Annotated in this window: 24 protein-coding genes; 6 read left to right on the top strand and 18 right to left on the bottom strand. The window is 50.2% G+C overall.

The features are described 5' to 3' along the window. The first annotated feature begins 18 nt into the window (after nt 1–18). Nucleotides 19–816, top strand: coding sequence for a porin family protein (locus ACN0IC_RS07965; protein WP_416878240.1), 798 nt, complete (start codon nt 19–21; stop codon nt 814–816). On the opposite strand, the gene ACN0IC_RS07960 is transcribed toward ACN0IC_RS07965, so the two are convergent. Next, entirely contained in the window at nt 813–2699 is a 1887-nt protein-coding gene (locus ACN0IC_RS07960) for an ABCB family ABC transporter ATP-binding protein/permease (RefSeq protein ID WP_416878239.1), read from the bottom strand. The two genes, ACN0IC_RS07965 and ACN0IC_RS07960, sit on opposite strands and share 4 nt — an antisense overlap. Nucleotides 2700–2786: 87 nt before the next feature. Here ACN0IC_RS07960 and ACN0IC_RS07955 point away from each other — a divergent pair, with 87 nt between their 5' ends. Further along, nucleotides 2787–3623, top strand: a complete 837-nt coding sequence (locus tag ACN0IC_RS07955; RefSeq protein WP_416878238.1) for a WecB/TagA/CpsF family glycosyltransferase — start codon at nt 2787–2789, stop codon at nt 3621–3623. A 300-nt stretch (nt 3624–3923) separates the two neighbouring features. Then, on the top strand, nt 3924–4172 hold the full coding sequence (locus tag ACN0IC_RS07950) for a helix-turn-helix domain-containing protein (RefSeq protein ID WP_416878237.1): 249 nt from the start codon (nt 3924–3926) through the stop codon (nt 4170–4172). A gap of 9 nt (nt 4173–4181) precedes the next feature. Here the strand turns inward: ACN0IC_RS07950 and ACN0IC_RS07945 are convergent, their stop codons facing one another. From ACN0IC_RS07945 to ACN0IC_RS07895, 11 genes are read right to left on the bottom strand one after another with little or no spacing between them, the layout of a single operon-like run. Next, complete coding sequence (locus ACN0IC_RS07945; protein WP_416878236.1) at nt 4182–5063, bottom strand: RDD family protein; 882 nt, start codon at nt 5061–5063, stop codon at nt 4182–4184. Next, on the bottom strand, nt 5056–6111 hold the full coding sequence (locus tag ACN0IC_RS07940) for a stage II sporulation protein M (protein ID WP_416878235.1): 1056 nt from the start codon (nt 6109–6111) through the stop codon (nt 5056–5058). The genes ACN0IC_RS07945 and ACN0IC_RS07940 overlap by 8 nt, the downstream gene beginning before the upstream one ends. Next, complete coding sequence (locus tag ACN0IC_RS07935) at nt 6111–7469, bottom strand: DUF58 domain-containing protein (RefSeq protein ID WP_416878234.1); 1359 nt, start codon at nt 7467–7469, stop codon at nt 6111–6113. The genes ACN0IC_RS07940 and ACN0IC_RS07935 overlap by 1 nt, the downstream gene beginning before the upstream one ends. A 4-nt stretch (nt 7470–7473) precedes the next feature. After that, a complete protein-coding gene (locus tag ACN0IC_RS07930) occupies nt 7474–8430 on the bottom strand; it encodes an AAA family ATPase (protein ID WP_416878273.1) in 957 nt (318 codons plus the stop codon). A gap of 5 nt (nt 8431–8435) precedes the next feature. After that, a complete protein-coding gene (locus tag ACN0IC_RS07925) occupies nt 8436–9710 on the bottom strand; it encodes a hypothetical protein (RefSeq protein WP_416878233.1) in 1275 nt (424 codons plus the stop codon). Continuing rightward, a complete protein-coding gene (locus ACN0IC_RS07920; RefSeq protein WP_416878232.1) occupies nt 9707–10438 on the bottom strand; it encodes a hypothetical protein in 732 nt (243 codons plus the stop codon). The genes ACN0IC_RS07925 and ACN0IC_RS07920 overlap by 4 nt, the downstream gene beginning before the upstream one ends. A 58-nt stretch (nt 10439–10496) precedes the next feature. Continuing rightward, nucleotides 10497–11465, bottom strand: coding sequence for a zinc transporter ZntB (locus tag ACN0IC_RS07915; protein ID WP_416878231.1), 969 nt, complete (start codon nt 11463–11465; stop codon nt 10497–10499). Between the two features lie 54 nt (nt 11466–11519). Next, entirely contained in the window at nt 11520–13280 is a 1761-nt protein-coding gene (gene pabB, locus ACN0IC_RS07910) for an aminodeoxychorismate synthase component I (RefSeq protein ID WP_416878230.1), read from the bottom strand. 18 nt (nt 13281–13298) lie between these two features. Then, a complete protein-coding gene (locus ACN0IC_RS07905) occupies nt 13299–14246 on the bottom strand; it encodes a biotin-dependent carboxyltransferase family protein (protein ID WP_416878229.1) in 948 nt (315 codons plus the stop codon). Then, nucleotides 14243–14917 carry a 5-oxoprolinase subunit PxpB gene (pxpB, locus tag ACN0IC_RS07900; RefSeq protein WP_416878228.1) on the bottom strand — a complete coding sequence of 225 codons (675 nt, stop codon included), beginning with the start codon at nt 14915–14917 and terminating at the stop codon, nt 14243–14245. The genes ACN0IC_RS07905 and pxpB overlap by 4 nt, the downstream gene beginning before the upstream one ends. Continuing rightward, complete coding sequence (locus tag ACN0IC_RS07895) at nt 14907–15725, bottom strand: 5-oxoprolinase subunit PxpA (protein WP_416878227.1); 819 nt, start codon at nt 15723–15725, stop codon at nt 14907–14909. Before ACN0IC_RS07895 ends, pxpB begins: the two co-directional genes overlap by 11 nt. 83 nt (nt 15726–15808) lie before the next feature. On the opposite strand from ACN0IC_RS07895, the gene ACN0IC_RS07890 reads away from it, so the two are divergent. Beyond that, entirely contained in the window at nt 15809–16558 is a 750-nt protein-coding gene (locus ACN0IC_RS07890; protein ID WP_416878226.1) for a sulfite exporter TauE/SafE family protein, read from the top strand. Here ACN0IC_RS07890 and ACN0IC_RS07885 read toward each other — a convergent pair. Further along, nucleotides 16555–17799: an NAD(P)/FAD-dependent oxidoreductase gene (locus ACN0IC_RS07885; protein ID WP_416878225.1), complete on the bottom strand. Its 1245-nt coding sequence runs from the start codon at nt 17797–17799 to the stop codon at nt 16555–16557. The genes ACN0IC_RS07890 and ACN0IC_RS07885 overlap by 4 nt on opposite strands. Before the next feature lie 1034 nt (nt 17800–18833). Here ACN0IC_RS07885 and ACN0IC_RS07880 point away from each other — a divergent pair. Next, complete coding sequence (locus ACN0IC_RS07880) at nt 18834–21320, top strand: vitamin K epoxide reductase family protein (RefSeq protein WP_416878224.1); 2487 nt, start codon at nt 18834–18836, stop codon at nt 21318–21320. A 172-nt stretch (nt 21321–21492) separates the two neighbouring features. Here the strand turns inward: ACN0IC_RS07880 and ACN0IC_RS07875 are convergent, their stop codons facing one another. The 3 genes from ACN0IC_RS07875 to ACN0IC_RS07865 are packed head-to-tail and all read right to left on the bottom strand — an operon-like array spanning nt 21493 to nt 24934. Then, nucleotides 21493–21804: a hypothetical protein gene (locus ACN0IC_RS07875; RefSeq protein ID WP_416878223.1), complete on the bottom strand. Its 312-nt coding sequence runs from the start codon at nt 21802–21804 to the stop codon at nt 21493–21495. Continuing rightward, entirely contained in the window at nt 21801–24284 is a 2484-nt protein-coding gene (gene ctaD, locus ACN0IC_RS07870; RefSeq protein ID WP_416878222.1) for a cytochrome c oxidase subunit I, read from the bottom strand. Before ctaD ends, ACN0IC_RS07875 begins: the two co-directional genes overlap by 4 nt. Next, the gene (locus ACN0IC_RS07865; protein WP_416878221.1) at nt 24281–24934 is read right to left on the bottom strand and encodes a cytochrome c oxidase subunit II; all 654 of its coding nucleotides are present in this window, start codon (nt 24932–24934) and stop codon (nt 24281–24283) included. The genes ctaD and ACN0IC_RS07865 overlap by 4 nt, the downstream gene beginning before the upstream one ends. 33 nt (nt 24935–24967) lie before the next feature. Between ACN0IC_RS07865 and ACN0IC_RS07860 the strand changes: the two genes are divergently transcribed. Continuing rightward, on the top strand, nt 24968–25483 hold the full coding sequence (locus ACN0IC_RS07860; protein ID WP_416878220.1) for a DUF2231 domain-containing protein: 516 nt from the start codon (nt 24968–24970) through the stop codon (nt 25481–25483). Here the strand turns inward: ACN0IC_RS07860 and ACN0IC_RS07855 are convergent. Next, complete coding sequence (locus tag ACN0IC_RS07855) at nt 25453–25965, bottom strand: CopD family protein (RefSeq protein WP_416878219.1); 513 nt, start codon at nt 25963–25965, stop codon at nt 25453–25455. The genes ACN0IC_RS07860 and ACN0IC_RS07855 overlap by 31 nt on opposite strands. After that, nucleotides 25962–26675 (bottom strand): cytochrome c oxidase assembly protein, encoded by a 714-nt coding sequence (locus ACN0IC_RS07850; RefSeq protein ID WP_416878218.1) that lies wholly within the window; start codon nt 26673–26675, stop codon nt 25962–25964. Before ACN0IC_RS07850 ends, ACN0IC_RS07855 begins: the two co-directional genes overlap by 4 nt. Nucleotides 26676–26903: the final 228 nt, after the last annotated feature.

The raw sequence follows: 26903 nt of genomic DNA, 5'->3' as shown, positions 1-26903 counted from the left end.
TATGAAATGCGACACTCTGTGAAACTTTTTCCGGCTCTTTTACTAGTGCCGGCTTTGACTGCTTGTAGTTATGGGCCGCAAAATCAGGAATTTGGCTACAGCGGTGCGTCATATGCCCATCACAATGGAAGTTATCAGGCACAGGCCGTCTCTTATCAAGGGGATTTAATCTGCAGTGATGCAGGCTGCGCACCGAGCGCGACATATTCAGTCTCGAACAAACCGAGCCATAATTACGGACACGCGCCGCATCAGCCATCTTATGACGTCTATGGCTCTCAAATAGACGAGAGCTATAATGCGGCCGGATACGGGCAAAGTCCTAAACTTCGTGGAGCTTATGGTCATAAAATACGCCACGGATATAAATATGGGACTTTGGGCGTTGTCAATTATGACGAGGGAACAGATAATTACGGCATTCAGGCAAGGCTAGGGTACCAATCTTCCGGTATTTTAGGGGCCGAGGTTGAGGGCTCCATCGGCATTTCAGATGATGAAGATACAGTCGGCGCGACAACCATTGAATCGGGCGCAGAATACTCTGTCGGAGCTTTCGCCCGTGCAAAATTACCTTTGGCAAAAGGATTTTCAATCCATGCTAGAGGCGGATATCATCTGACGGGTGTTTCCGCAGAGTCGGAAACAGCGGGTGTCACCACTGAAGTTTCTGACGATTTAGATGGTTTCGCATATGGCGCCGGCGCAGAATATGCCTTCTCGCCGCGCAGCGCTATACGTCTCGACTATACACGGTACGAAGCAGATAATATTGATCTGGATGCGATTTCCGTTGGCTATACGAGAAAGTTCTAAGCGTCTTCCTGCTGCGCCCATAGCGCCGAATATAAACCATTTTTAGAGAGCAAGGTGGTATGACTGCCTTGCTCTTTTATTTTTCCGTTTTCCATTACGAGAATATTGTCCGCCTTGACGATTGTGGAGAGGCGGTGGGCGATGACCAGAGTCGTTCGACCTGTTGTCGCCCGATCCAGCGCGGTTTGTATGTCGCGCTCCGTGGAGCTATCAAGCGCGGAGGTCGCCTCATCAAGGATGAGTATAACCGGATCTTTTAATAAGGTTCTTGCGATAGCGACCCGTTGCTTTTCCCCTCCGGACAATTTCAACCCGCGTTCGCCGACAACCGTTTCATAACCTTTGGGAAGGGTCGTGATAAAGTCATGAATTTGAGCGTCCTTTGCAGCTCTTTCGATATCATCTTGACTGGCCCCCGGATTGGCATACGCAATATTATATCCAATCGTATCATTAAAGAGAACCGTATCCTGAGGGACAATGCCGATTGCTTGGCGCAAGCTATCTTGTGTAAAATCCCGAATATCGATTCCATCAATTTTTACCTGTCCGGCACTGATATCGTAAAACCTAAAGAGAATACGTGACAAAGTCGATTTTCCCGCGCCCGTTGGACCGACAACCGCCAGAGTTTTACCGGGCGGCATATCAAAGGAAATATTGTCCAATATCCTCCGATCTTCTTCATAATGAAAACTTACATTCTCGAACTCGATGTGACCGCTGAGGTGTCCCGCGGCTTTTGCATTGCCTTGGTCAATTATTTCAGGCTTTAAATCCATCAGGATAAACATTTTCTCGAGATCTGTGAGAGCCTGTTTAATTTCGCGATAAGCAAAACCAAGGATGTTCAATGGGCGATAGAGCTGCGTCATGACAAGCATGACAGCGGTCATGTCGCCAATCGTCATGTCCCCTGCGATAATATTATAGGCGGCAAGTGAGATTATAGCGACGAGGCCCCCATTCATAATAAACGACTGACCAATATTTACAGTCGCGAGCGATGTTCGAGAACGAATGGCGGCTTCCTGATACCCTTCCATCGCTTTGTCATAGCGGTTAATTTCGAACGGTTCGGCGGAGAAATATTTGACTGTCTCATAGTTCAACAAACTATCCACGGCCTTCCCGGCGGCCTCTGTATCCCGCTTATTCATTTCACGCCTGAATTTAAGACGCCATTCCGTCGTCATGACGGTAAAAATAATATACCCAATAACGACGACGACCGCGATAATGGCGAAGCCGCCACTATAGGCCAGCCAGAAGGCTACCGCCGCGATAGATAGCTCCAAAAGTGTTGGGCCAATATTGAACAATAAAAAACGAAACAGAAAATCAATGGCCCTAACGCCGCGCTCCATAATTCTGGTTAGGCCGCCCGTCCGCTTTTCCAAATGAAAGCGCAATGATAATTTATGCATATGTTTGAACGTCGCCGTCGCAATACTTCGTTGGGCGAATTGCGCAACCGGGGCGAAGATATACTCCCTGCCTTCCGAAAGAATGACAGAAAATAATCTCAGCGCTCCATAGCCGATAATAAAGCCAATTATGGCGATCCAAACACTCGTCCAGACATCGCCAGCGCTTTTGGCCTCACTGACGGCGTCTACAGCATATCCGAAGACAAAGGGCGCCCCGACCAATACAAATTTTCCGGCTATCGTAAGAAGAATGGCGGTAATGGAACGAAACTTGAAAACCCAGTTATCGCTTGGCCAGAGATAAGGTTTAAGGCGCAAAAGACTCTTTAGCTGCTCTCCAATGCGCCGCTCTTTCATCGCCTCGATACGTTGATCAAAGCCAATAGGGGCAACTGAGCTCGGGTTTGGCTGATCCGGAGAAGTTTGAGAGTTGTTTTCAGGCATTTCGTTCATGTGGGGCTCAGACACGTTCATGTAAACCCAATCCTAACGCTCTTTTGATAAAACTGAAGAAATTAGAAAGTAGGAAAGTCAGGGAATATGGGTGCCACTAAATATGTTGCTCCAGCTGTAGCGCGCGGAGAAGACCGTAGAGGAGTACTCCGGGAAGGAGAATTAGATTGGCGGATAAATAAACGTTCTTACGACTTTATTGGCGCGACGTTTGACCCTTTGACGCCCATGCAGACGCTTGCTCGAGCCAAATGGATGACGGCCGATCACGGCTTCCGGTTTATTGTTACGCCTAATGTCGACCATCTGGTGAGGCTCGCTAAGGAGCCAGAGATATTCAAGCCGCTATATGAGGCCTCTTGGCTATCTGTTTGTGATTCCCGCATCCTTGAATTGCTAGCCGCTTTTTCAGGAATTCCGTTGAAAGCGGTTCCTGGATCTGATTTGACCCAGCAACTCTTTGACAACGTCATCTCAGCTGAAGATACAATTAACGTGATTGGCGCGGATGAGGAAATCATAGAAAAAGTCAAATCCATCTATGGACTTGAGAAAATAAATTTACATCAGCCACCTATGGGAATGCGCCATAAACCCGAGTCGATTGCCGCAGCCGCAGACTTTATTGCGCGAAACCCTGCTCGTTACACTTTCATATGCGTTGGGTCTCCTCAGCAGGAAATGGTCGCCAAGGCCTGTCTGGATAGAGGCGATTGTGTTGGATTGGGACTTTGTGTGGGGGCTTCGCTCGACTTTCTTGGGGGACGGACCAAACGAGCCCCTAACTGGATGCAGTCACTGCGTCTTGAATGGTTCTTCCGTTTGGCCAGTGAACCCAGAAGGCTTTGGAAACGCTACCTGCTTGAAGGACCCAAAATATTCTTTCTTTGGATGAAATGGGCGTTACGCAAAAATCAGCGATAAATTTTTTGAGAATACTTAAAAATTAAAACGCGATTTTTCCCCTAAAACGATAATTAATTCTATTTCTTCTCGCAAAAGGAATGCCTCTACGGCATTTTAAATAAAATTTTAGGTGCTTTTTTGCAATTTATGCTTTAATTTTGTTTAAAGCACTTTATGAAGCTGTGAGCCTTTCGTTTGAGGTTCTTGTTTGTTTTATCACACTAAAACAAATTAACTTTAGCAGGGCTCATATTTTTATATCGGCTTTGACATGTGTAAAGGGAACACATTCATTTTAATTAATTGGCGGGACACATAATGACCAATCCAAGAAATCCAAACCATATTGACCAACATATAGGTCGTTATCTTCGGAAATTACGCAAAGATGCTTCAATGACGCAAACCGAATTGGCCGACTCGCTTGGCGTAACTTTTCAACAAATACAAAAATATGAACGCGGCACAAATCGGATTTCCGCCAGCCGCCTTTATGCGATTTGCCAAGTTTTTGATAAAATGCCCAATGACTTCTTTAATATTGATGAGACAATAAAGGCAGCCTAGACAGCTCTTTTAACGTGTATCAAATTTATTTTTACGCCGAACACCCATAATTAGACGGGACTCGAGGCGTTTTCTGAGAGCGCGATAATAGGCCTGCAAAAACTCTTTATCGCGTTCCTCTGCTGTTTTTTCCCAAGCTATCTTATGACGAATTCTATCTGCCACTTCTTTCAGAGTAGCCGGCTTATTTGTGCGTAAAACTGTCTCAAGCACATGCAGTTCATGAACACCATACGCTTCCACTTGCTCGCCGGAAAACGAGAGTGCTCTAGCCGTTTGGCTGTTTAGTGACGCCAAATCACGACCCAGTATCGGTTTAGGCGCCCGGACAACCCACGTTCCGGCAACAAGATCCCCTGCCCGCAGTCGATCCTTGTTAAAAAGTGGGAAAAGCAGGAATATCCCACTCCAAATGAGGCCGAGTAGGCCAATCATTCCATCTACGTTCCCGGAGTTACTGGCCAGAAAGGACAAGGGTAAAAATATTTCAATTTCGCGCAAGGCGTTACGAGCAAAAACAGCATTGGCGGACAGACGCGCTTGCCCCACGGCTGTATTCCGCGCCGCAACCCTGATTTTCATCAGGCGTTTTCCAGGTGTGGCCGCTTTGGCCCCCATCTCAAAAGCAAGGAAATAGAAGCTGCGCATAAACAGGGAAAAGACGATAAACAGACTTAGGGCTAGTTCAAAATTAACAGTGATGCCGCCAAAGATGAAAATAATAGCGCCAAGAAAAATAACGGCGTGAATTATGATAAGGTCTATCACAATGGCCCCGATACGGGCTCCAACATCCGCTAATTGAATCTGAAGATCGATGCCCTCGGGCGTTATCAGGCTCCGTCTGTCTGTCGCCTGTATTTGTTTGTTATGGCGGAGAGTTTCAGTCATGATCTTCACTCCCAATTTGGCGTCGAGGAAGGTAAAGATAAATCATCCAAAGTTCGAAGAGAGTAACCCCAATGCCGTAGCGAACAAAATCCTCAGTAATCAATTGGCGGGCATAGCCTTCCAACAATCCTGCGAATAAGAGCATGATGACCACGCCCACCATGAGGAGCCCTGACATTCTTCCGGCTAGCGCCGCAGACTGAGTCCGCGATAATTGACCCGGAAAAGCTATGGCACGGCCGATATGAAGACCGGCCCCGCCGGCGAGAATTATCGCTAAAATCTCTGTGGATCCATGAATGATTAGCCATCCCCCCAGTTCAAAACCCAATTCCCGCGATGCAAACAACCCGATAAAGCCGCCCAGCATGAACCCCGTGCTTAGCATAAAGAAAATAGTTGGAATCCCAAAAGCGAATCCAAGAGCAAAGGCAAATATGGCGACGCGTGAATTGTGAGAAAAGAGATAACTGGCAAACACACCAAGCCCTCCGGTGTCATCCGGACGGTCGTAAAGAGTTGACCGCAGAGCTTCTGTCGACGCTGCCGGGGTTCGGTCACCGGCCAAACCGGCGTCGACAAAACTATAAAACCATTCGGGGTTATTCTGCACCAAAATATACGCCGCCAAGGTTGAGAGGAGGATAAGCAAAGCTGATAAAGCTGTATCTTTCCAGAGACGCTGGGCCGCTAGTGGCCAGTCACGTGACAAGAAAGCCCAGATGCGTTTTCCTAAGCCAGATTGTGTGCCGTAAAGTCGGTAGTAAGCGCGCGTGCAAAGACTTTCGAGATAGGCAATCACGCTCTGATCCAGCGACGTTGCTCTGGCGACTGACAAGGCGGACAATGCCCCGCGGTAAAGTTTAGGCAGTCTGAGAACGTCTTCGGCCTCAAGGCTGCGAATGCCTTTTTTGTCCATTCGATTCAGTAAAGCTTCCAACTCTGCCCAGTCCTTTTTGCGGATTTCCCTAAAACGTTCAGACTTCAGGGCCTGATTTTCAAAAACCGCAAAGGAGGGATCGTTGTTTTCAGACACAAAGTCAGTCATTAAATTGCGCCTCTTCGTTTCATTTCCAGATAGCGATTCACGACATCGGCATTTAATGTATTCGGATCCGCATCTATGACATCTACGCCCATATGCGCCAGTTTTGTCAACACAATGTCCCGCTCCGACAATAAGCCCTGCGCAATTACGGCCCGGCTAATGTCGTCCGGACTGTTGATATGCGCCCTCGTCAGGGCGCCGAGCGGCTGATTGCGAAAGGCTACAAATATCACGATATGTTTTTTAATTAACCGCGCGACCGTTTCCAGCATCAGTTCTGACTGTGTTGTATCGATAAAGTCGGTAAAAACGACAACCAAACTCCGGCGCTTTAATTTTTGTGCTAAAAAAGAAAGGCCATATGCATAATTGGTTTCTTCATGGGAATAATCAATTTTTGAGGTTTCGCTCTGTAAGCGCGAAAACATGGACGTTCCTGCAACGGGCGCTGTGTAGAGGGTCGGGGCTTTATTAAATCCATATAGCCCGACACGATCTCCCAGTTTGAGACTGACATAGCCCATAACGAGAGCGGCTGAAATCGCCCGGTCAAGCTTGGTGAGCTTTTGTGTGGCTTCATCAACCATATCCTCACACATCAAATACCCGCTATTGATCGCAAAAACGATATTATGGTTTAGTTCGGTTCGATATTCACGCGCCAATAATGTCGTGTGACGAGCGGAGTGTTTCCAATCTATTGCCCGCTTATCCATCCCCGGTAAAAACTCGGAGAGCGCGTCAAATTCAGAGCCCTCGCCGCGCAATTGTTGTATCTTCTGACCGAAAACAGCATTGCGGGAGAAGAAATCAATTGCGGTCTCTTTCACCAGCTGCGTGTCCGGCACAACGGCGATACTTAAGTTTAATGGATCGCACCGTTGAAACCAAATCAGACCAAGAGGCCCCTGCCAACGTGACCACAGACGTTTAAGAACCGCGTCCCCGCGGCGTCGGGCCTGCACTCTGAATTGAATCGAAGGCATGCCAGGCTCAGGGATGAATCCTGAAAGGTCGGTTTTAACGTCTAACCTGTCATTCGCGCTTAACTTGAATTCAGCTCGGTCCGGGCGGCGCGCCGTTAAATCACGAAAGTGAAAAACCGCTTTTTCTTCAGCCCCGATAAAAAGACGGACAGGCATTGTAAGCGTTGGAGTCATATACTTACTGGCGACCGCTAAAAAAGCATCCAAAAGGAGAGCACCTGTAATCGCGGCGGCCCAGGCCGCGCCAAGAGCCCAAACACTTGGAAACAAAACGGCAATTATCAACGCAAATGGAATTGCCGAAGCTAAAACCCAGATGGCACGAGGGGTCGGGTACAGCGTAAAATTCGGTTTGTCAGTGGAGGACGCCAAAATTTTACCTTGGCGCTTCAGTCTGCTCGACAACCGCTTTGATTACGGTGTCCGCGCTGCGTCCTTCGATCTCCGCCGTCGGCGAAAGAATAGCGCGGTGGCGCAGGGCAGGTAACGCGATTGCTTTGACATCATCCGGAATGACGTAGTCACGCCCGTTCAGCGCCGCTGCGGCGCGTGAGGCGACAGCAATCATTGCCGCAGACCGCGGAGAGGCTCCGGTTTCAAATAAAGGGTTACTCCGGGTTCCGCGCACCAAATCCACGATATAGTGTGAAATATCTTCATTTAACCGGATTTTGGGAATTACTGCTTTGGCGGCTTTGATGGAGGCAGCGCTCGCAAATGGTTTTACGCCCATGGATTTCAAATCAGGCGCGCCAGTTTGAGACCCATGGCGTTGAATGATCTCGATTTCTTCCTCCCGGCTCGGGTAATCCAGAACATGTTTAAACAGGAACCGATCAAGTTGAGCCTCTGGAAGCGGATAGGTGCCTTGCTGCTCAATTGGGTTTTGTGTGGCAATCACCATAAAGTTTTGGCCGAGAGAATGAGCGGTTCCGTCAATCGTCACCTGACGTTCCTGCATCGCTTCTAACAAAGCCGCTTGCGTTTTAGGAGGCGTTCGATTGATTTCATCCGCCAACAACAAATCACAAAAAATCGGGCCTTTTATGAGTGAAAATTCTGACGTCTGGAAATTAAACAGATTGGTTCCAATAAGGTCACCGGGTAAAAGGTCCGGTGTGAACTGGATACGACCGAAGTCCAACTTCATGGCGTAAGAGAAAGTCTGTGCCAAAAATGTCTTAGCGGTTCCCGGAACTCCCTCTAATAAAATATGTCCGCCTGACAATAAAGCCACGAGCATTAAATCAACCGTGCTGTTTTGACCGACAATGGCTTTTCCGACTTCAGCACGGAGTTTTTCTGTCAGGCTCTCTACGGCGCCTAAATCTATCTCACTCATGAAATTATTTCCTTTTTCCAATCTTGTAATAATTTTGCGACTTCCAGCATGTCCTGACGGGAGGCCGCGGATTGCGCCTGTAATTTCAATTCCGCAAAAGTCGGATCCAACTCTTTTTTCGTTTCCCGTCGGTCTAAAGCTGTCTCTCTAATTTTATGGTCTCGCCCAGGAAGATGTAACGCCTTCAGAGCCTGTTGACGGACAAGGGTGGCATAGTCCTTTGCAATGCTCGGCTCCCGTTTTGCGATCGCCAGAAACTCCGCGGTCGTTCGCGTCAAAGATTGAGGGCCCATATGAAAGTCTTCCCCAAAATCCTCGTCTGATCCCCGTTTCGCATCTCCGAAGCGTAGAAAGGCCTGCCAAGCTAGTAGCCCCATGAAAATTATGAGCATAAGCGTGACACCTAAAAAAGGAGGCTGGGTGAATAGCTTAATCATATTTCGGCCTCCCCCAATGCCGTGAAGGGCCAGGTCAAACACATAACGCTCTGTCAGATTTTGATCTGATAAATAACCCAGTATATCCACCGCAAATTTGGCGCCGGACCTTGTTTTCAATCCCGACGTGTTCAGTAAATCCGGGTCGGAAAGCAAATAGCTCTGGGTGTTCTTGACCCGCGCCAAAACGATTTGATCCGACTCTGTGAAGATGAGCGGCTCCAGCTGCTCTCCTTCCATTGTCTGCAATCTTGGAATCCGGGTCGAATAATCAACTTTTGTCGGCAGTAAAGTGAACCGGTAGTCTTTAGATAGGGTTTCGTTATCGTCCTTTGCCTGAGTAAAACTAATATCACCGGCAAAAGCCTTCAAATTGGACGCAAGTATCTCGGGGGTTAAAACCTCTTGAATAGGAGCTTTTCTGACCCACCCCGCTGTTTTCGCAACAGGCACCACATTCCATTTGGGAAGAATAATCAATTTGGGAGATTGCGGATTTAATTCGTCTAAAACATCGGTTTGAAAGCTAGATGTCAGCGTATAAAGCCTAAGGTCATATAAACTAGAATGAGCGGCTTCATTTGGGTCCAGAAAAAGGAATTGCCCGCTCTCTTCCAACAAGGTTCTTAAGCCGGCAAATCCGATTGCTGAATTCGACAAGGCATGCGCCTGACCGTTATTTTTACTGCGCAATTCATCAGCATATCCCGTAAGCCCGATAAGGGCGGAAAAGGAAAACAGCCCAATTAAGATCAGGCCGATTATCAAGCCTGTTCCCATTAGGCGACTATCCACCTCTTCGGTTTTATCTTTTGACGGCGCCGATAAATTCACGCTCTGGCTCCCTCGGCCAAGAGGGGCGCTTCGCTCTTGGAGTCCTGTACAGCCAATTGCGCATAAGCTTCGCGGCACCGCAAAAAGGCCTGCTTGTCCAATGGTCGCCCTCCAAAATATGACCGTTCAACTTCAGCCGCAATAAACGAAAAGGCCGTTCTGGTTTCAGGCGTCAGTTCGTGAAGTCCGGCTATTTCCCGTGAGGTATAAGAACGGCGGATCATATTTGGCCTGGCGAGGGTGAGATCCTGCACTGAACGGAAAAGAAGTTGATGAACGGCCTCGGCGTATAAACCTTGTTCCGCAAGTTCATCGACAGCTGCCAGTAAAATTCTCGCTCTTTCGCTAGAGGGACGATAAAGCGGAGAAGATTGCTTATCTTCTTCGTCGCGATTAAGTCGGGCCTGCCGGAAATTCCACAACGCCATTCCGATAATGTAAAGAATTAGCCCCGCTCCAAAGGCCAGCAAAACCCAGAACAAGATTTTGAAGACCGGAAGCATGGCACCCAGGAATTCGAAGAAGGGCTTTAGTAGCTTTTTAAGCCAGTCCATTTTCGGTGGAGGCAAAGCATTGGCCAACTCAAATTGCAATTGGTCTTGAGATTTTAATCGCCGGAAAGCTTTGTCAAAATCCGCATCCGATATGGAAGACCTTTCGACCACAACTTCGATCTCTGGCTCGACCTTACGCGCTTCATTTGTTTGCCCTATAGCAGATGAAGCCATAAAAATGGCGGCGCCAAGCATAACCAAACCTATCAAAAACCGGCGCGCCAAAATTCAGCTATATCCATTTCATGAGTCGGAAAATGAAAAGCTGTATAGCGCCAATTCCAATAACGATAGCTGTTACATACCAAAAACCCATATCGCTTTCGACCCAGGGCATGCCTCCGACATTTATACCCATCATACCGGATAGTAGACCCAATGGCAGAAAGATGGCAGCGACAACGGATAGGAGCATCATATTCCGGTTCATTTCCTCGGCGCGCATATCGGTGAGCTGGTCTTTTACAATAGCGCACCGATCCCGAACGGCTTCCAGTTCTTCTGTTATCCGCGTCGCCTGATCGGCGGCATCACGAAGACGTAATTGATCGTCCTGAGAAATCCAATCCAAGGCTTGCGCGGACAGCATATTCAGAGCATCCCGTTGAGGCGCTAAATAGCGACGTAAAATAATCGCTTCCCTTCGAATATCAGACACCTGAGCGGCCGCGTCCTCATCTCTATCTGCATCCAGCATTTCTTCGAGCGTATCGATCTGTTCGTTCAGATCGGTTATTGTCGGGGCCATCCTATCTGACAAAGCCAAAGCATAGCCTGCAATAAACCCTCCAGGTGTCGGAGAGACTTTCTGATTTTGCAATTGCCGAACTCTGTCTTCTGTCGCTTTCAAGACGCGTCCACAGACAGTGATGACCCGGTTATGCTGCGCAAAGAATCTCAGCGGAATCATATCTTCCGGCTCTGCGCCCGGATTGAGGTTAATTCCCCTCAAATTGATCAAGGCGTCCATCCCTCTAACAATTGTTCGCGGGCGGCTATCCTCGGCCAGAAGTGTACGAGTGGCCACATCATCTACCATCTTATCGTCAATCAGGACTTGGCGCGTCTGTGGGTTTCGGCGGTCGAAATGTAGCCATATAAAGCCATCACCTTTTTTGGGCGCTGGTGGGACCTTATCTATCGGCAACTGAGTTGCATGACCCTTATTGTCGATATGAAAAGCGTAGAGAAGACAGTTCATGAAGTTCACTCCTTTTTTACACTTTAGGCGGGCATAGAGACCCGTCAAGTGAAGTTAGTGAAGCTGATGGTCTATTAATTCGGCCTGCATCAAGCCTCGCAATGAATTCCCTACATATACGTTTTCGGCTGCCCGAAAACGCTCAAACGTCACGGGTTCAACTTTCACCCTGCCCTGCTCTATCATTTCATCCCGAAAAATGCCGGGTAGAATTTCGCTTAGGGGCGGCGTTATCAATTTGCCGTTCTCCTCGATGAAAAGCGATGTAAAGCTGCCCTCACAAAGCTGATCTTCCTTATTCAGAAATAATACCTCATCAATTCCCAATAAGGATTTCAACCGTCTGCGCTCACCATCATAGAAATTCCTGGCTTCCACCTTATGGGCCGTCGTCTGCCAGCGAGATAGGAGTCGATAATCTGACAAAGCAATTTTTAGCGGGAGTGCCAAATCCAATAAAGGCGATGTCTCCAATAACAGGCCGGAGAGAAAATCATATGAGAGCCTGACGCGATAAGGAATGTCTTCATTTTCGAAGGTCGCGTCATCTAATAAAGCGTCTATATCTTGCGAATGAATGTTCACTTGAAATGCCTGGGCCGCTTTTAGGAACCTCGCCTTATGCGCCGCAAGACGTTGATGTCCATTTTTGATATCCCATCGAAAGGTTTCGAAAAATCCTGCTTTGGGCGCCGTCAAAATACGCGCCTTGAGAAGACACTCGCGATATTCATCTTCGGCGTCACTATCCAGGACAATCCCGCTCCCCACGTCATACCGAATATCCGGGCCTGTTTTCTGCAGAGTGCGGATCGCCACATTAAAGCAGGCTTCTCCGCTTGGCATGATATAACCGATAGATCCGCAATAGGCTCTGCGAGGCCTGTCTTCGAGGCCTTTGATAATTTCCATAGCGCGAATTTTCGGCGCGCCTGTGACAGAGCCACAAGGAAACAGGCCCGTAAAAATTTCCTGCCAGTTTTTATTTTTTTGTAGCCGTCCTTCAACCTGAGACGTCATTTGATGCAGAGTCGGATAGGTTTCCAGGGCAAATAATTCGGGAACAGTGACGCTGCCCGCCTCGCACAGGCGAGAAAGATCATTTCTCAATAAATCAACTATCATCAAATTTTCGGCCTGGGATTTAGGCTCCCCCCGCATCTGCTCCAACAGAGCCTGATCGGAAATGGCGTTGGGCAGTCGCGGACGCGTACCCTTCATCGGTCGCATACGCATCGTCATATCCGTCTTTTCGAAAAAAAGTTCGGGTGAAAAGCTAATTATCTCGGTTTCGCCCAGATTAACGAGCCCGCCGTAACGTCCCGGCTGAGTCCGGCGAAAAGCCGCATAAAGCTGATGAGCTTTGGCGTCTGACTTGCTTGTCATCAAAAAGGTTAAATTGATTTGATAAACATCGCCGGCCTGCAAATAATCCTGAACCTTTCTAAACCGAGCTTTGTAGTCTTCGAGTGACCAAGAAGGCTTAAGCGCTATATTCGGAGTCTCGGCGGTGTAGAGGCAGTCTCCCGGTGCGCGTTCAGGGGCTGTTTCGAATACACCAAGTTTCAAAAGAGGCGCTTCGCATTCTTGCCATAAGTCACGAAGGCTGGGCTCCAATAGATAACCGAGCTCATAAGATAAAAACCCGGCAAGATAATGCCCGCTCTTCTGAGCGAGTTCTATCGACTCGAAGGCTGATTCAAGGTCCTCAGGATGATGCGCTTGAATAATTTTTATCGGGTCAGAAAAAAAACGCGTAATCCCTGTCTGTTGATCATCCAGCAGAACATAGGGAATTTCCGAATCAAATGTCATGGCGGACGAAAGGCTACCCTAAAACCTGAAACCCGGCATGAGGCCTTCATAAAAGGCATTTCGTCCGCGTAAAATCACCGGAGCGTCTTCCGGAAAACAGCGCCGGAAACTGACAGGAGAGCTTGGCGCAATTTGGCCCAAAAGCCAGAGATCTGCGGTAATGACCTGCAAGGCGCGGGGGTATCCCCCCGTACAGTGCCCATCAATCAGTGCCAGAATAGGCTGTCCGTTCGGCGGAATTTGGAGTGTGCCCGGCAAAATGGGGCTACTCACCATGTCTTTTTTCTCGACCAGATCAATTTTATCGCCCCTTAACCGGGCGCCCATACGGTCTGTATCGGCTGTGGCGTGAAAAGGAGATGTGTACATATATCGTTGCGCTGCCGGGCTCAGCCAGTCCCATTCGGTGACAGAACGGGCTCTAAGAACAATATGACGTGAGAGACGGGGCGCATAGCCAAAGGGCAGGCTTTTCGGACCGGTTGTTTCCAGCTCCGCTGAATAGATTTCATCCCCGGCGCGATAGGCGCGGCCTTCTAACCCGCCAAAGCCTGCCGGGATATATGTCGAGACAGATCCCATAAAGGTCTCGCCTTTCAGGCCGCCTTCCACGGCGATATAGGCGCGGCAACCGACACGGCCGAAACTGAAAGTCAAGATATCGCCTGGCTCTACAGGAACGCAGCGATTCATGCCGACATTCATCCCATTGATTTGCGCTTTCATATCCGCGCCGGAAATCGCTATCCGTGACGTCTTGAGAAAGCGGATATGAAGCCCCCCTAAAGTACATTCCAAAGCGGGCGCATCCCATGGATTGCCGACAAGGTAATTGGAGAGAGCAAAAGAGAGCCTGTCCGCAGCGCCGCTTTTGGGAATGCCGAGATGACGATGACCGGGGCGACCGGCGTCTTGCAAAGTGGTTTGCGTCCCGCCTTTGAGAATTTTCAGAACAGGTTCGCTCATGACGGAGCTCCTTGAGGAACAAACCGGATCATATCGCCTGCTTTCAAAGCAAAGGGAGTTTCACGTTTCGGGTCGAAAACAGATAAAGGCGTCCGGCCGATAATTTGCCAGCCGCCAGGACTTTCCAACCCATATATCCCCGTTTGCCAGTTCGCAATACCGATAGACCCGGGAGGCACGAGACCGCGAGGGGTTTCATGGCGCGGATGATGTAGTTTTTTGTCTGTCTCTGACAAAAACGCAAAGCCCGGAATAAAGCCCATCAAGCAAACCCGATACGTGATCTTGCTGTGACGTTTGATAACCTGATCTTCTGAAAGTTTGGAAGACTTGCAAATGTTTTGCATATCCGGCCCACTTTCACCGCCATAATAAACAGGAACCTCAATTACGCGCGTTTTCGTTCGGGGTAAGCGCTTTGAGATTTTTTCATAGGCCTCCTCCACTTTCCGTAAAGCCGCCGCCGCTTCCGTCACCATGGGATTAAATGTTACCATCAGGCTGTCATAAGCCGGAATGACATTGGTCCAGATATTGTCCTGACCTCGCAAAATATCGCCGAGGGCATGAACAGTTTTGCAGGCCGTTTCAGAATAGCCTTTGACGTCATAGCCTATCAGAATGCCATTATCGCCAAAGGGCTGAATTCGGGGGATTAATTTAGACGCCATTGATTGCTCTTGTCATTTTCGCATCTGATTCGTTTCGAGGGATGAAAGCTTGAATTTTTATGCCTGCCTGTTCAAGGGCCGCTCTGGCTTTTTGAGCGGTATGGACCGCCCCCTGGCTGTCACCATGGAGGCAAAGGGAACCAGCGTTAATTGTAAGCTTATCGCCGCTATTGGTTCTGACCTGCTGCTGAGTCGCCAGACTCAGGGCCTGTTCTATTCGCGCCTCATCTGTCTTTAGAACCGCGCCTTCTTTCGCCCGGCTAAGAAGGTGTCCCTCATTTGTATAGCGGCGATCAATAAAGCCTTCAGCGACAAATTCTAAACCATATTTCTCCGCCGCTCGCTTCATCTCGGAGTTTGGACCGCCTAGAAGTGTAAGGCCGCCGTTAATATCAGACACAACCTTCGCAATTAATTCGGCTTTTTGGCGGTCTTTGACGGCGTCGTTATAAAGCGCCCCATGCGGTTTGACGTAAGAGACGCTTATGCCTTCTTCTCTGGCAATTTCCCTTAAGCGCAGAATTTGTTGCTTTAGTGCGGCCTCTAGATTTTCTGACGAAATATCTGCACCCAACTCCAAAGAACGTCGCCCAAAATTTTCTTTATCCGGATAAGCCGGATGGGCGCCGATGACGACGCCATTAGTTTTGGCCGCCCTAACCGTTTTGCGCATGCTCTCGTCATTCCCGGCATGACCGCCGCAAGCGATATTCGCGGAGGTCACATAGCGCAGGATTTCAGCCTCGGCGGCGGCCCATTCGGGCGTATCGGCTTCTCCAACATCAGCATTTAGGTCGATAATCTTCATATGGCGACTCTTAGCGCGTGAATAAGCAATAGACTATGGGAAATTCAGTTGTCATGAGGGCGTATGATTGGTGAGGTCGTATAATGGAGTCTCCTTTATTCTGGGTGGCGGCTGTCGTCGCGACATTGATTACAGGCATATCCAAGGGCGGGTTTGGAGGGCTGGCCTTATTTGCTGTGCCGATTATGGCGCTATTTATTTCCCCCGTACAGGCCGCCGGTACTCTTTTGCCGATTTTGATTGTCATGGATTGGGTAAGTGTCTGGTCATACCGCAAGACCTGGAATAAAGACCTTTTGAAAGTCACCTTGCCGGGCGCAATCGCGGGTATCGCCATTGGTGGTCTGCTGGCGGGCTATGTCAATGAACAGGTCGTTCTCCTCTGCGTCGGATTGGTGGCAATTTTATTTCCTGTCTATGCCGTCGGCTCGTCCGTCTTCAAATGGACGCCAGGGGCCGGAGTGAGAGGGAACAAACCCCTCGGGATCTTTGCCGGAGCCGTGGCAGGCTTTACCAGCTTCATCGCCCATGCCGGGGGGCCGCCGTTTCAAGCCTACGCCCTTCCGCAAGGTCTGGAGAAACGCGTTTATGCGGGTTCAGCGGTTATGTTTTTCTTCGTCGTCAATTTTGTCAAACTCATTCCCTACGCGGCCTTAGGACAACTCGGCGCGACCAATTTAAAAACGTCTGCTCTGCTCATCCCGCTTGCGCCTATTGGCGTGCTCCTGGGGGTGTGGCTTGTGAAACGAATTGACCAGACAATATTTTACCGAATTATTTATACCTTGATTTTCGTCACGGGGTGCAAGCTCCTTTATGATGGATTTGTTTAAAGCGCCTCCGCGCAGGCAACTCCGCTCGCCCAGGCCCATTGGAAATTATGTCCGCCCAGATGCCCGGTCACATCGACAACTTCGCCGATGAAATAAAGTCCGGGGACGGATTTCACTTCCATGGTTTTCGAAGAGAGAACGGCCGTATCGACACCGCCTTTGGTAACTTCGGCCTTGCGGAAGCCTTCGGACCCGCCGGGGCGGACATGCCAGTGATTGACCATGAGCGCGAGATTATTCAGCGCCGCATCCGACATATCGGCCAGGCGGATTTGCTTGATCTGCGAGGCAAAATAGGCGGCGAGACGGTTCGGCAGATATTGCCCGAGCCAGTTTTCCGGACTGACCTTCGGCGTTTCCGTCCGTGCGGATTTAAGCTCGGACAGAATATCCACTTCAGGCGCGAGATTGATCTCTATCGCGTCCCCTGGCGACCAATAGGACGAAATTTGCAAAATAGCCGGGCCGGAGAGGCCCCGGTGGGTAAAGAGCAGGGCTTCCTCAAAGACATGGTCCGGATGCGTCACGCGGCAATTGACGGAGACTCCCGAGAGAGACGCCATCATCTCTTTCAGCTGGTCGGTAAATGTGAGCGGAACGAGGGCGGCAACAGGGTCGACCAAAGGCAGCTCGAACCTTTTCGCCAGTTCATACCCAAACCGTGTGGCGCCCATTTTCGGTATGCTTGGCCCGCCACAGGCAATTACAACAGAGCGCGTCTCGAGCGATTGCCGATCAGTCGTGACAAGGAATCCTTCTTCAAATTTATCGACGCCCAGCACTTCGGTGGAGAGGCGGATTTCCGCGCCGCTCGCTTCTTCCAGAAGCATATCGATGATTTGCTGACTCGGGCCGTCACAAAATAACTGCCCTTTGGTTTTTTCATGCCAGTCAATCTTATATCGATTGACCAGATCAATAAAATCCTGCGGCGTATAACGCGCAAGGGCCGAGCGCGCGAAATGCGGGTTTTGCGAAATGAAATTTTCGGGACGGGAATGAAGATTGGTAAAATTGCATCGCCCCCCGCCGGAAATTCGGATCTTTTCCCCGGGCCGTTCAGCATGGTCGAGCAATAGGACAGACAGCCCCCTTTGCGCCGCGCGCCCCGCGCAGATAAGACCCGCCGCCCCCGCGCCGATTATAATAGTGTCATAGGATTGAGACATGAGGCGCGTGTAAGCGAGGGCAGATGCCTTTGGCAAGCGCTGCGGCTGCGCTCTGCTTGCGAAGGACGACAAAGTCAGAGAGCTTTCCCTTATTCCTTCCTGTCATTCCGGGGCGCGGAGCGAACCCGGAAGGTCGAGAGGTTGGGGCCTCATTGACGATGGCTCTTCATCTCTCGACCTTCCGCATCTCCGCTTCGCTGCGTGCGGAATGACAGGAGAATATTGTTTGTAATTCTCCCATGCGCTTTCTCCTGCTCGCCATCGGGGGCCAAGCCTGTCTCACGGTTTCCAGATAAAGTGGACTGCCCGCGGGGTCGGTATCCTTGCCGGAGACCGTAATAACTATGTGTTTCGCAAGGGCGCTAACCCCGCGGCAGCGATTGGAACCGGAGCGGCCTCTTACATGGCTCCCACAGTCGCGCCGGGACGAAGCCGTTTACAGCTTCTGGACGCGGTAGGCAGGCTAACCCACTCTCGGTGGCCCGGCACACAACCTCCCGTCACAGAGGGTCGCTCAACCTCGTTGTCCCTTGCTCCGGTAGGTGACGTCTACCTGTCCATGAACAAAAGAACGAGTTTAGTTTGGCCGAGAAAGAAATCGATATAGTCGATTTCCGGCTCGAACCAAAATTGTCAAAGCCGGGGCCCAAAACTTAGAGGGGCCCGTCAAAAACAACATCCTAAATTTAAGGGTAAAATGCAAAGTGAGGACACATCCCTTAATTTTTCTGACAAGCGATTGAAACGGCTGCGGTTTTAGAATGGATAAACGCGGAAGTTTATTGATAAGAGCATAATTTCAATTGCTCATTCTGATTAGCAGAGGGAAGGCGTAGTGCTTCCAAAGTTTCATAATCGTAACAAAATATTTGAGTTGAGCCCACCTAAGTAAAATGACTTAGATGGCATTTATGATATGCTGATTTCGTTTCAAAACAAGCTATAGGGTTAAATAAGCTAAACCTGACAATATTAAGGCGTGGTGGTATTGACCGATATAATTTAACCAAGTTTTGTAGAATAATGTTTTCTGTAAAAACCAAGACAAGACGCAATTAGCTTTCGACCACCCCAAAAAATCTGACAAGCAGTCGTGAGAACACATTATGCCCGTCAAAAATCAAAATAACTCAAATGATAAGCCTCTCTTGGTAGTCACCGGAGCGTCGGGTAATCTTGGTCAGTCCATAATTAAATTATTTGCAGATGAATTTATTGTTGTCGGTCTCGACCAAGAGAGTAGCCACTCTGACACTGAGATAATAGGCGTAGATCTGACCTCAAGACAATCCGTAGACCTGGCATTTGATAAGATAGCTGAGAAATACGGCAAAACCCTGACAGTGATTCATCTTGTGGCATATTTTGATTGGTCCGGCGAACCAAGTCCTCTTTATGAGAAGGTGAATGTCGAGGTCACAAAACATTTGCTACAAAGTCTGCAGGACTTTCAGGTTGAACGATTTATCTATGCGAGCACGATGCTGGTTCACAAGCCGTGCCTGCCGGGAGAACGAATTGATGAAAAGTCTCCGTATGGCCCAAGATGGGAGTATCCCAAATCCAAAAAGCGGGCAGAAGATACAATTCGTCGTCATCACGGAGATATGCCCTATGCGATTTTGCGGCTGGCCGGGGTTTACGATACGGCAACCATGGTCCCAACATTATCTCAACAAATCGCTCGGATTTACGAGCGTCAAATGGAGTCTCACCTATATTCCGGGACGCTGACCTCGGGTCAATCAATGCTTCACCGCGAAGATATGATGGATGCTGTGTACCGCACTGTGGAACGGCGAGAACAATTACCCCAGAAAACCGAAATTTTGATTGGGGAACCATTCGCACCGAGTTACGGCAATCTACAAAACCAGATAGGCGAAGAAATTCACGGCAGAGAAGAGTGGCTAACTTTGCGCTTGCCAAAACCTGTTGCGGCCGTGGGTGCAAAGGCCCAAGAGGTATTGGAGCCTGTCATTCCCGACGCGATCGACAAAGGGGAAAAACCTTTTGTTAAACCGTTCATGGTGAATATGGCTGACGATCACTATGCACTCGATATCGCTAAAGCGGAGCGCGAACTCGGATGGCGACCAAAACATAGATTGCAGGATGAATTGCCGTCAATGATAGCGGAACTGAAATCTGATCCACGACGCTGGTATGAAAATAATAATGTCGAACCACCTGTTTGGCTAGATGAGATCCCGGAAGAAGGAAGTGAGGCTGAAGATCTACGAGAAAAAGAAGAAAATCATCGACGCCAGGCCCATCGCCAGAATCAATGGGCCCATTTTCTAAATATTGCTCTCGGGTTTTGGCTGGTAACGCAGCCTTGGATCATTGGCACGCCTGAACCTCTCCTGCGTTGGAGCGAATTTGGCCTTGGCGTAATGGTAATCATATTTGCCAGCTTATCGCTTAGTTGGAAAATGGGCTGGGCCCGGTTTATCACGGCCGGACTCGGCGCGTTAATAATGGCCGCTCCTTTTATTTTCTGGACACAAAGCGCCGCAGCATATTTGTCAGACACTTTGATTGGCGCACTCGTGTTTGGATTTGCGATGGCCATCCAGCCAGAAGTTGGACCAAAGATGACCGCGCGAATGAGCGGTCCGGAAGTGCCACTAGGCTGGAGCATTAATCCGTCCAGTTGGTGTCAGCGAATACCGATAATTTTCCTCGCATTGATTGGATTGCTAATTTCACGTTATTTGACCGGATATCAGCTCGGTCATATAGACGGGGTGTGGGAACCTTTTTTTGCAGGAGCGACCAGCGACCCTCGGAACGGAACAGAGGAAATAATCACTTCCAGCGTGTCCGAAGCCTGGCCCGTCCCGGATGCGGCTCTTGGTGCTTACACATATGCATTGGAAATGTTGACCGGTATGGTTGGGACACGGGCGCGATGGCGAACCATGCCGTGGCTGGTCTTGCTTTTCGGTTTGATGATAGTGCCACTCGGCATCGTATCGATTGGCTTTATTATTATTCAGCCTATACTTATTAGCACTTGGAGCACGCTTGCTCTGATGGGGGCCGCAGCGATGTTGATTCAAATTCCTTATTCCTTGGATGAGTTGGTGGCCACAGGGCAGTTTCTAAGGCGGCGGAAACGTGCAGGCGCTAGCCTGATAGGGGTTCTGTTATTTGGTGATACGGACAAGGGCGCAGACCCTTCTACAGTAAAACATGAATTTGATCGTCGTCCCGGCGCCGTGCTGAAAGATATGTGGTCAGGAGGCGTGAACTTACCATGGACACTTCTACTCGCTGGCGTAATCGGACTCTTTCTCATGTTTTCGCGATTGACTTTCGGTTCTGAGGGCACGCTTGCCGATGCAGAACATTTAATTGGCGCTTTAGTGCTGACTGTCTTGGCCATTGCTGCAGCAGAAGTAGCGCGTGTGGCCCGTTATGCCCTTATCCCATTGGGAGCAGGCTTAATCATTTCGACATTGGCCCTGCAGACGTTAGGCCTACATCTGATCGTCAATATTGTGTTTGGGGGAGCGATTATTGCGCTATCTTTCTATAAAGGTAAAATTACGTCAGAATATGGAAAATGGGATCGATTTATAAATTGAGATCATGACCAAGGAGGCCGATTGAAAGGCGCTATTGGCGACCCCGGATTTGTAAACATCGTGCCACCCCGTTAACGGTCTTAGCCTCCGGCCCTTCGCAAAGCTAGAATTCTACCGCTGCTGCCGAACTTTTGAATGTAACTCCTTAATTTCTGGCCCGAATATTTTGCGTTCACATGCAAATAGACATGAACGCGACCGGGAATAACGTCCATATCGTGGAGATAAGGGCGACAATCCCAAGAATAATGCTGGTTGCGCGTATGAAAGCGTGCGGAGACCCCCAGCGTTCCGAGTGAAGTCCCCACAAAAGGACCGCCTGTGTGGAAACGGCTAAAATCGCGGTCAGAATGAGAAGGTGGCGAGTAGACGCACCCGTATAGGGCAGGCGTTCAGAGCAGACCAGGCCCTGCAAACCATAGACCGCACTAAAGCTCATGAGCCAAACCGTCATCGGCACCGAAAGGCGTAGGATATCTTTCATGTCAGAATTCCCGAAAGACTGGCGCCGCCAAGACCGATAAGTCCGGTCACGACGGCGTAATCAATCCATAAACGAGCGATCCTGATTTCGCCTTTTTTACGGGGTGATTGGTATCCGCGCGCATTTCGGACCAGGAGGAAAATCGACATAGCCGTAATAAGCGTGGCATGAAAACCAACATAACCCGCAATCACCCAAAGCGTCGCATCATAGGCATGGCGGGTTGGGTCAGGCACGAACGTCAACAACAGCAATGCCGCCGCAGTCAGCATCACGCTGCCAATTGCGGCCAGGCTAAACGATAAACGCGCCGATCGGCCTTTCTCAACTTGCTTCAAGCCATGGCGAATGGCCCAAGGCGCAAGTGAAATGCCAATGACGAAAAGGGTGAGCCATAAAGGGCTTACCTCGACCCACTCCTGCGGTGGCCAGTTCGGGGCGACCGTCCACAAAAATGCAAATCCGAAAATAAGTGAACCGAATAGCGTGGCGTCCGCCAGTAACAAAAACATTGACCCCCACCAGCCGGGTGGATCGGAGACTTCCGCGGCCGGACGCAGACTTAGGTTGCGGCCTACATTGAGTAATCCTTCTTCACCAGCGCTACCTAGCCCCCAAACCCAATGCACGACAAGCGTCGCTACTCCGATTGCGGCAATCGGCACCAACCAGTAGAGCTTGAGAAGCATACCCAAGAATATCCCCGCCGTCACCAATGCCATGATGAATGGCAAGAGGGTATTCCCAGGATAAATTGTCAGGTGAGCCGGTTCTCCGGTTGCGGCGTTCACAACTAAGGTTTCGCGCCGGCCTCGGCTCCAGTCGCCCAGATACCCTTCTCCCTTGGCTATCTTTACAGCCAGATCGGGATCGGCGTGGAGCGGATCACGCGTCGTAATTTCAGGTAGGCTGGCAAAATTATAGGCGGGAGGCGGCGTGGGCATCGCCCATTCCAGAGTTCCTGCTTTCCAAGGGTTTCGCGATCCCCGCACCGCCACAACAGCATTTGTAACAATGTCAATTAGCACCAGGACGAAGCCAATGGCCATGACAAAGCCGCCAATGGACGAGATCAAATTTATGATATCCCATCCTTGTCCAGACTCATAGGTCCAGGTCCGCCGTCTTTGTCCCAGTAGCCCGGCCCAATGAACGCCCAGAAAGGTGACATGGAAAGCAGGTACAATCAGCCAGAAAGCCGTCTCTCCCAGCCGGAAGAAACGTCGTCGCCCGGTAAAATGCGGTAACCAGTAATAAATTGCGCCCAGCATCGGGAAGACAAAACCGCCCACAAGTACGTAATGTAAATGCGCCACAATAAAATGTGTGTCGTGTACCTGCCAGTCAAAAGGGACTATTGCCACCATGACGCCAGTCAATCCGCCTATGACGAAAGTGACAAAAAAGGCTAGAATATAGAGCATGGGCAGGGTCGCTCGCGGCCGTCCCTTCCAAAGCGTTCCAATCCAAGCAAAAATTTGGACCGCCGTCGGTACCGCCACTAGCGTCGAAGCCGCCGAGAAGAAGGCTAGCCCCATATGCGGTATCCCTGTGGTAAACATATGGTGAACCCAGAGCCCAAAGCTAAGCACTCCGAGCGCAACCGCAGCCGCCACAACCCAACCATATCCCAGAAGAGTGGTGCGCGACATGATCGGCAGAATAGTCGATATAACGCCGGCTGCGGGCAGAAAAATGATATAAACTTCGGGATGGCCGAAGAGCCAGAAAAGGTGTTGCCAGAGCAGACTATCGCCACCGGCCTCCATCTGGAAAAATGGCAGGCCGAATGCGCGTTCCAATTCCAGCAGGATCGATCCCAGGATCATGGGCGGAAAACCCGTCAGTATCATCACAGCGACCACGAGCATGTACCAGGCAAAGATTGGCATTTTTGAAAGCGCCATGCCCGGGGCGCGGTAACGCAGAATTGACACGATGATCTCCACGGCCGCGCAGATCGCGGAAATCTCCACAAATGTAATCCCTAAAAGCCAGAAATCCGTATTAATGCCAGGCGAAGCGGCTGAACTGGTCAGGGGCGGGTACATGAACCATCCCCCATCAGGCGCGATCCCGGCCAGCAAGGCAAATATGAGCATCGTGCCGCCTAGAATATAGCACCAAAAGCCATAGGCCGTCAGACGTGGATAAGCTAAATCCCGCGTTCCAAGAAGTTTCGGCAGCAAATAAACTGCAACTCCCTCTATCAGGGGAATCGCAAATAGGAACATCATGATGGTTCCATGCATGGTAAAGACCTGTGCATAGCCTTCAGGGCCCATAAAAGCTGAATTCGGACTGGCCAACTGTGCCCGGATGAGCATGGCCAGAAGTCCTCCAATGGCAAAGAAAAAAAACGCTGCGCAAATGAACATACGCCCGAGATCAGTATGGCTTACCGTCGTAAAACATTTGCGCCAGCCCGGATCAGACGCCCAAATACGCGTGAGCTCTTTGTGGCGTTTTAGTGCGCTCATGGTGTCTCTCCAGCGAGGAAACGTTCCCAGGCTTCAGGTGTGTGAGCAATTACGACAAACCGATGTTCACGGTAGCCTTTCCCACTATATTCCGAGCTGAGTCCCTGATACCGCCCCGGCGCATCGGCCTCGATCCTAAGTGTGTTGGTATGGCCGGGAACGGCGTCGAGTTTGCCCGCAAGACGCGGAACCCAAAAGCTATGAATAACGTCGGTGGAGGTAATCGCTACATCGACAGGCCGTCCCGCCGGCAGATGCAAAACGTTGGTTGTCACACGTCCGGACGCGTCGGCGTAACCAAACCGCCACTCCCACTGACGGGCCTCGGCGCTAACCCGAACCAGATCCGGTTCTTGATGCGGCAGCAGGGCTTCACCAATGACAAGGCCGTAAGCCAAAAGCGCGGCGAGCACTGTCAACGGAAAACCGAGCCCTAAACCGAATATCCAGACCCTGACATCCTGTGTGTCCGTTTCTCGGCGTGTTTTTGGCTTGCGAAACCCCATGACCAAACACATAGTAACGAGGATGAAAATAAGTGTCGCACCGATCAATAAAACCCACCATAGCGTGGCAATTTCGCGGGCTGCAGGGCCTGCCGGATCGAGGGTCGACAGGGCTCCCTTGCATCCGGCAAGGGGCAAAACCATGACAGCAAGAGAAAGAGAATATTTGAGGCGTTTATGTCCGATGAAATGAAGCAGAAGCGCCGCGACGAACTGGTGGACCCGATCGAAGAAGTGCCGGGCTATAGCGAAACTGAGTCCCGTATCGGCATCTGGGGTCACCCTCTTCATGCGATGAGTGTTTCTTTCCCTATTGCGTTGACGTTTTGCGCCCTCGGTGCAGATGGGCTTTACTGGCTTTCTGGAGAGCCATTTTGGGCCCTTGCCGCGATCTGGGCGGCGGGCACGGCCTTTCTGTTTGGCTTGCTCGCGGGCGCAACAGGTTTCATCGAGATGCTGCTGGTCTCGGGCATTAGAATGCGGGCTCAAGTCTGGACGCATTTCATAATCGCCGTCTTCCTTCTGTCTATGCTGGGAGCAAATTGGGGATACCGACTTGATGGTTGGGAAACAGCGGTCTTGCCTTACGGTATCCTTCTGTCCGGGTTCAATGTTTGTCTGGTGATTGCGACTGGGTGGCACGGCGGTGCCCTTGTTTTTTCTCATCGTCTTGGCACATCAAAGGGTAATTGAATATCCCGGGGGTTTTTAAGCCAGTCCGGTATCGGTATTGCGCCCAGGTCGGGCTTGGCCAATACGAAAAACAGGATAGCAATGATCGTCACCATAAGAATGATCTGCGGCCGACGCGGATCGACGCTGTGGTGCGTCCCGGGTGTTTCCGCGACGGTAACGATCGTATATCCGACCCAGACGTGAAAGACGACCAAGGCAGCCACAAAAAGAAATTTGGCAAACAGCCAGAGTTCGAATACATCGCGCGCAAACATCAGCACAGTACCGGAAGCAATGGCAAGAACCGCAAACGGGGTCGTAACATAGATATAGCCGTAATGAGTGAGACGGCGGATACGCGTGTAATCTTCCTGCCCAACGACGCTACCATGACGTGAGAGCAGGAGCGGTATCGCAAACAGCCCGGCACACCAGAACGCCAGCATCATGACGTGAACGGCCTTGAGATAAGGAATGGCGGGAGCAAGCCACTCGGTCATGCTAGTCCATGTCCGACGTTGTGCCATGCCCGGCGCGCCAAAAGGGTACCAAAAATCGCATAGGGAAGACCAGCCGGCACCCACATTATGAGTCCGCCTAATTGCTGGTCGAGTAAAGGCGTTAAAGCCCAAGCATAGGGCCCCCATGCGTGTGCGGCATAAAGCGGCTCAGGCGCGAATGTTAATATTGCGCCCAGAAGACCCATCTGCATATAGGCCGCCAAAATTAATAGCACCTCTTGAACCGGACTTTTCTGCGGGCTCAAAACCGCGCGCCAGAACATCACGGCTGATCCAAGCAAACTCAATTGCATGGCCCAATATACCAGAACATTGCTTAAGGCGAGATCGTATAGTGCAGGCAGGTGCCAGACCCAAAGGACAACGGTAGCAATAGCAAATAGCAGCACAGACTGTTGTGGCCGCCGCGCCGGCCATACCATCGCGAGCAACGGGGCCGCGAGGGCGATAAGTAATATATGATGAACGACCCGGGCCGAAAAAAGTGCAGAAGATAGGGCGCATAAGGGCGAAACAAATGCAATAAAAAGAACCAGTACAGCGCCTAAGCCAAGCCGTGACTTTCGAACCGCAAATACGAATAGAACCAAAGCCGCCAGAACTACAGGGTCGAGATTCCAGCGCATTAACAGCTCCGCCGGGTCCGGCGCTGTCCCGCAATAGGTCTGGTTTATGAACTCGCCAATCACGGCCCCTCCATCATGATGATCAACTTAAGTCTAGTGTCAAAGCCAGCAATTTTACGTTTTAGCTTGTGCAATGTTCCTCTTGATCCTCGACGTAATAAAACCAGATATCGCCTAACCAGACAAGTTGAACCAGACGATAGTGCCTAGCATTCGGTATAAACCCGATATCGGGTAAGGAAATTCGGCATCGGCCCAGGATTAATCTGTCTCATAAGGGCTGACTTAGGC

The organism is Litorimonas sp. (assembly GCA_029936425.1).
Taxonomy (GTDB): Bacteria; Pseudomonadota; Alphaproteobacteria; order Caulobacterales; family Maricaulaceae; genus Litorimonas.
Note: the sequence above shows the minus strand (reverse complement) of the source record. Positions and strands in the feature narration are given on the sequence as shown.

Excerpts from the sequence above, each read along its gene's own strand:
- ACN0IC_RS07960 (WP_416878239.1), bottom strand. The coding sequence starts at position 2,699 with ATGAACGAAATGCCTGAAAACAACTCTCAAACTTCTCCGGATCAGCCA.
- ACN0IC_RS07955 (WP_416878238.1), top strand. The coding sequence starts at position 2,787 with ATGGGTGCCACTAAATATGTTGCTCCAGCTGTAGCGCGCGGAGAAGAC.
- ACN0IC_RS07950 (WP_416878237.1), top strand. The coding sequence starts at position 3,924 with ATGACCAATCCAAGAAATCCAAACCATATTGACCAACATATAGGTCGT.
- ACN0IC_RS07945 (WP_416878236.1), bottom strand. The coding sequence starts at position 5,063 with ATGACTGAAACTCTCCGCCATAACAAACAAATACAGGCGACAGACAGA.
- ACN0IC_RS07940 (WP_416878235.1), bottom strand. The coding sequence starts at position 6,111 with ATGACTGACTTTGTGTCTGAAAACAACGATCCCTCCTTTGCGGTTTTT.
- ACN0IC_RS07920 (WP_416878232.1), bottom strand. The coding sequence starts at position 10,438 with ATGGCTTCATCTGCTATAGGGCAAACAAATGAAGCGCGTAAGGTCGAG.
- ACN0IC_RS07915 (WP_416878231.1), bottom strand. The coding sequence starts at position 11,465 with ATGAACTGTCTTCTCTACGCTTTTCATATCGACAATAAGGGTCATGCA.
- pabB (WP_416878230.1), bottom strand. The coding sequence starts at position 13,280 with ATGACATTTGATTCGGAAATTCCCTATGTTCTGCTGGATGATCAACAG.
- ACN0IC_RS07905 (WP_416878229.1), bottom strand. The coding sequence starts at position 14,246 with ATGAGCGAACCTGTTCTGAAAATTCTCAAAGGCGGGACGCAAACCACT.
- pxpB (WP_416878228.1), bottom strand. The coding sequence starts at position 14,917 with ATGGCGTCTAAATTAATCCCCCGAATTCAGCCCTTTGGCGATAATGGC.
- ACN0IC_RS07895 (WP_416878227.1), bottom strand. The coding sequence starts at position 15,725 with ATGAAGATTATCGACCTAAATGCTGATGTTGGAGAAGCCGATACGCCC.
- ACN0IC_RS07890 (WP_416878226.1), top strand. The coding sequence starts at position 15,809 with ATGGAGTCTCCTTTATTCTGGGTGGCGGCTGTCGTCGCGACATTGATT.
- ACN0IC_RS07880 (WP_416878224.1), top strand. The coding sequence starts at position 18,834 with ATGCCCGTCAAAAATCAAAATAACTCAAATGATAAGCCTCTCTTGGTA.
- ACN0IC_RS07875 (WP_416878223.1), bottom strand. The coding sequence starts at position 21,804 with ATGAAAGATATCCTACGCCTTTCGGTGCCGATGACGGTTTGGCTCATG.
- ctaD (WP_416878222.1), bottom strand. The coding sequence starts at position 24,284 with ATGAGCGCACTAAAACGCCACAAAGAGCTCACGCGTATTTGGGCGTCT.
- ACN0IC_RS07865 (WP_416878221.1), bottom strand. The coding sequence starts at position 24,934 with ATGGTTTTGCCCCTTGCCGGATGCAAGGGAGCCCTGTCGACCCTCGAT.
- ACN0IC_RS07860 (WP_416878220.1), top strand. The coding sequence starts at position 24,968 with ATGTCCGATGAAATGAAGCAGAAGCGCCGCGACGAACTGGTGGACCCG.
- ACN0IC_RS07855 (WP_416878219.1), bottom strand. The coding sequence starts at position 25,965 with ATGACCGAGTGGCTTGCTCCCGCCATTCCTTATCTCAAGGCCGTTCAC.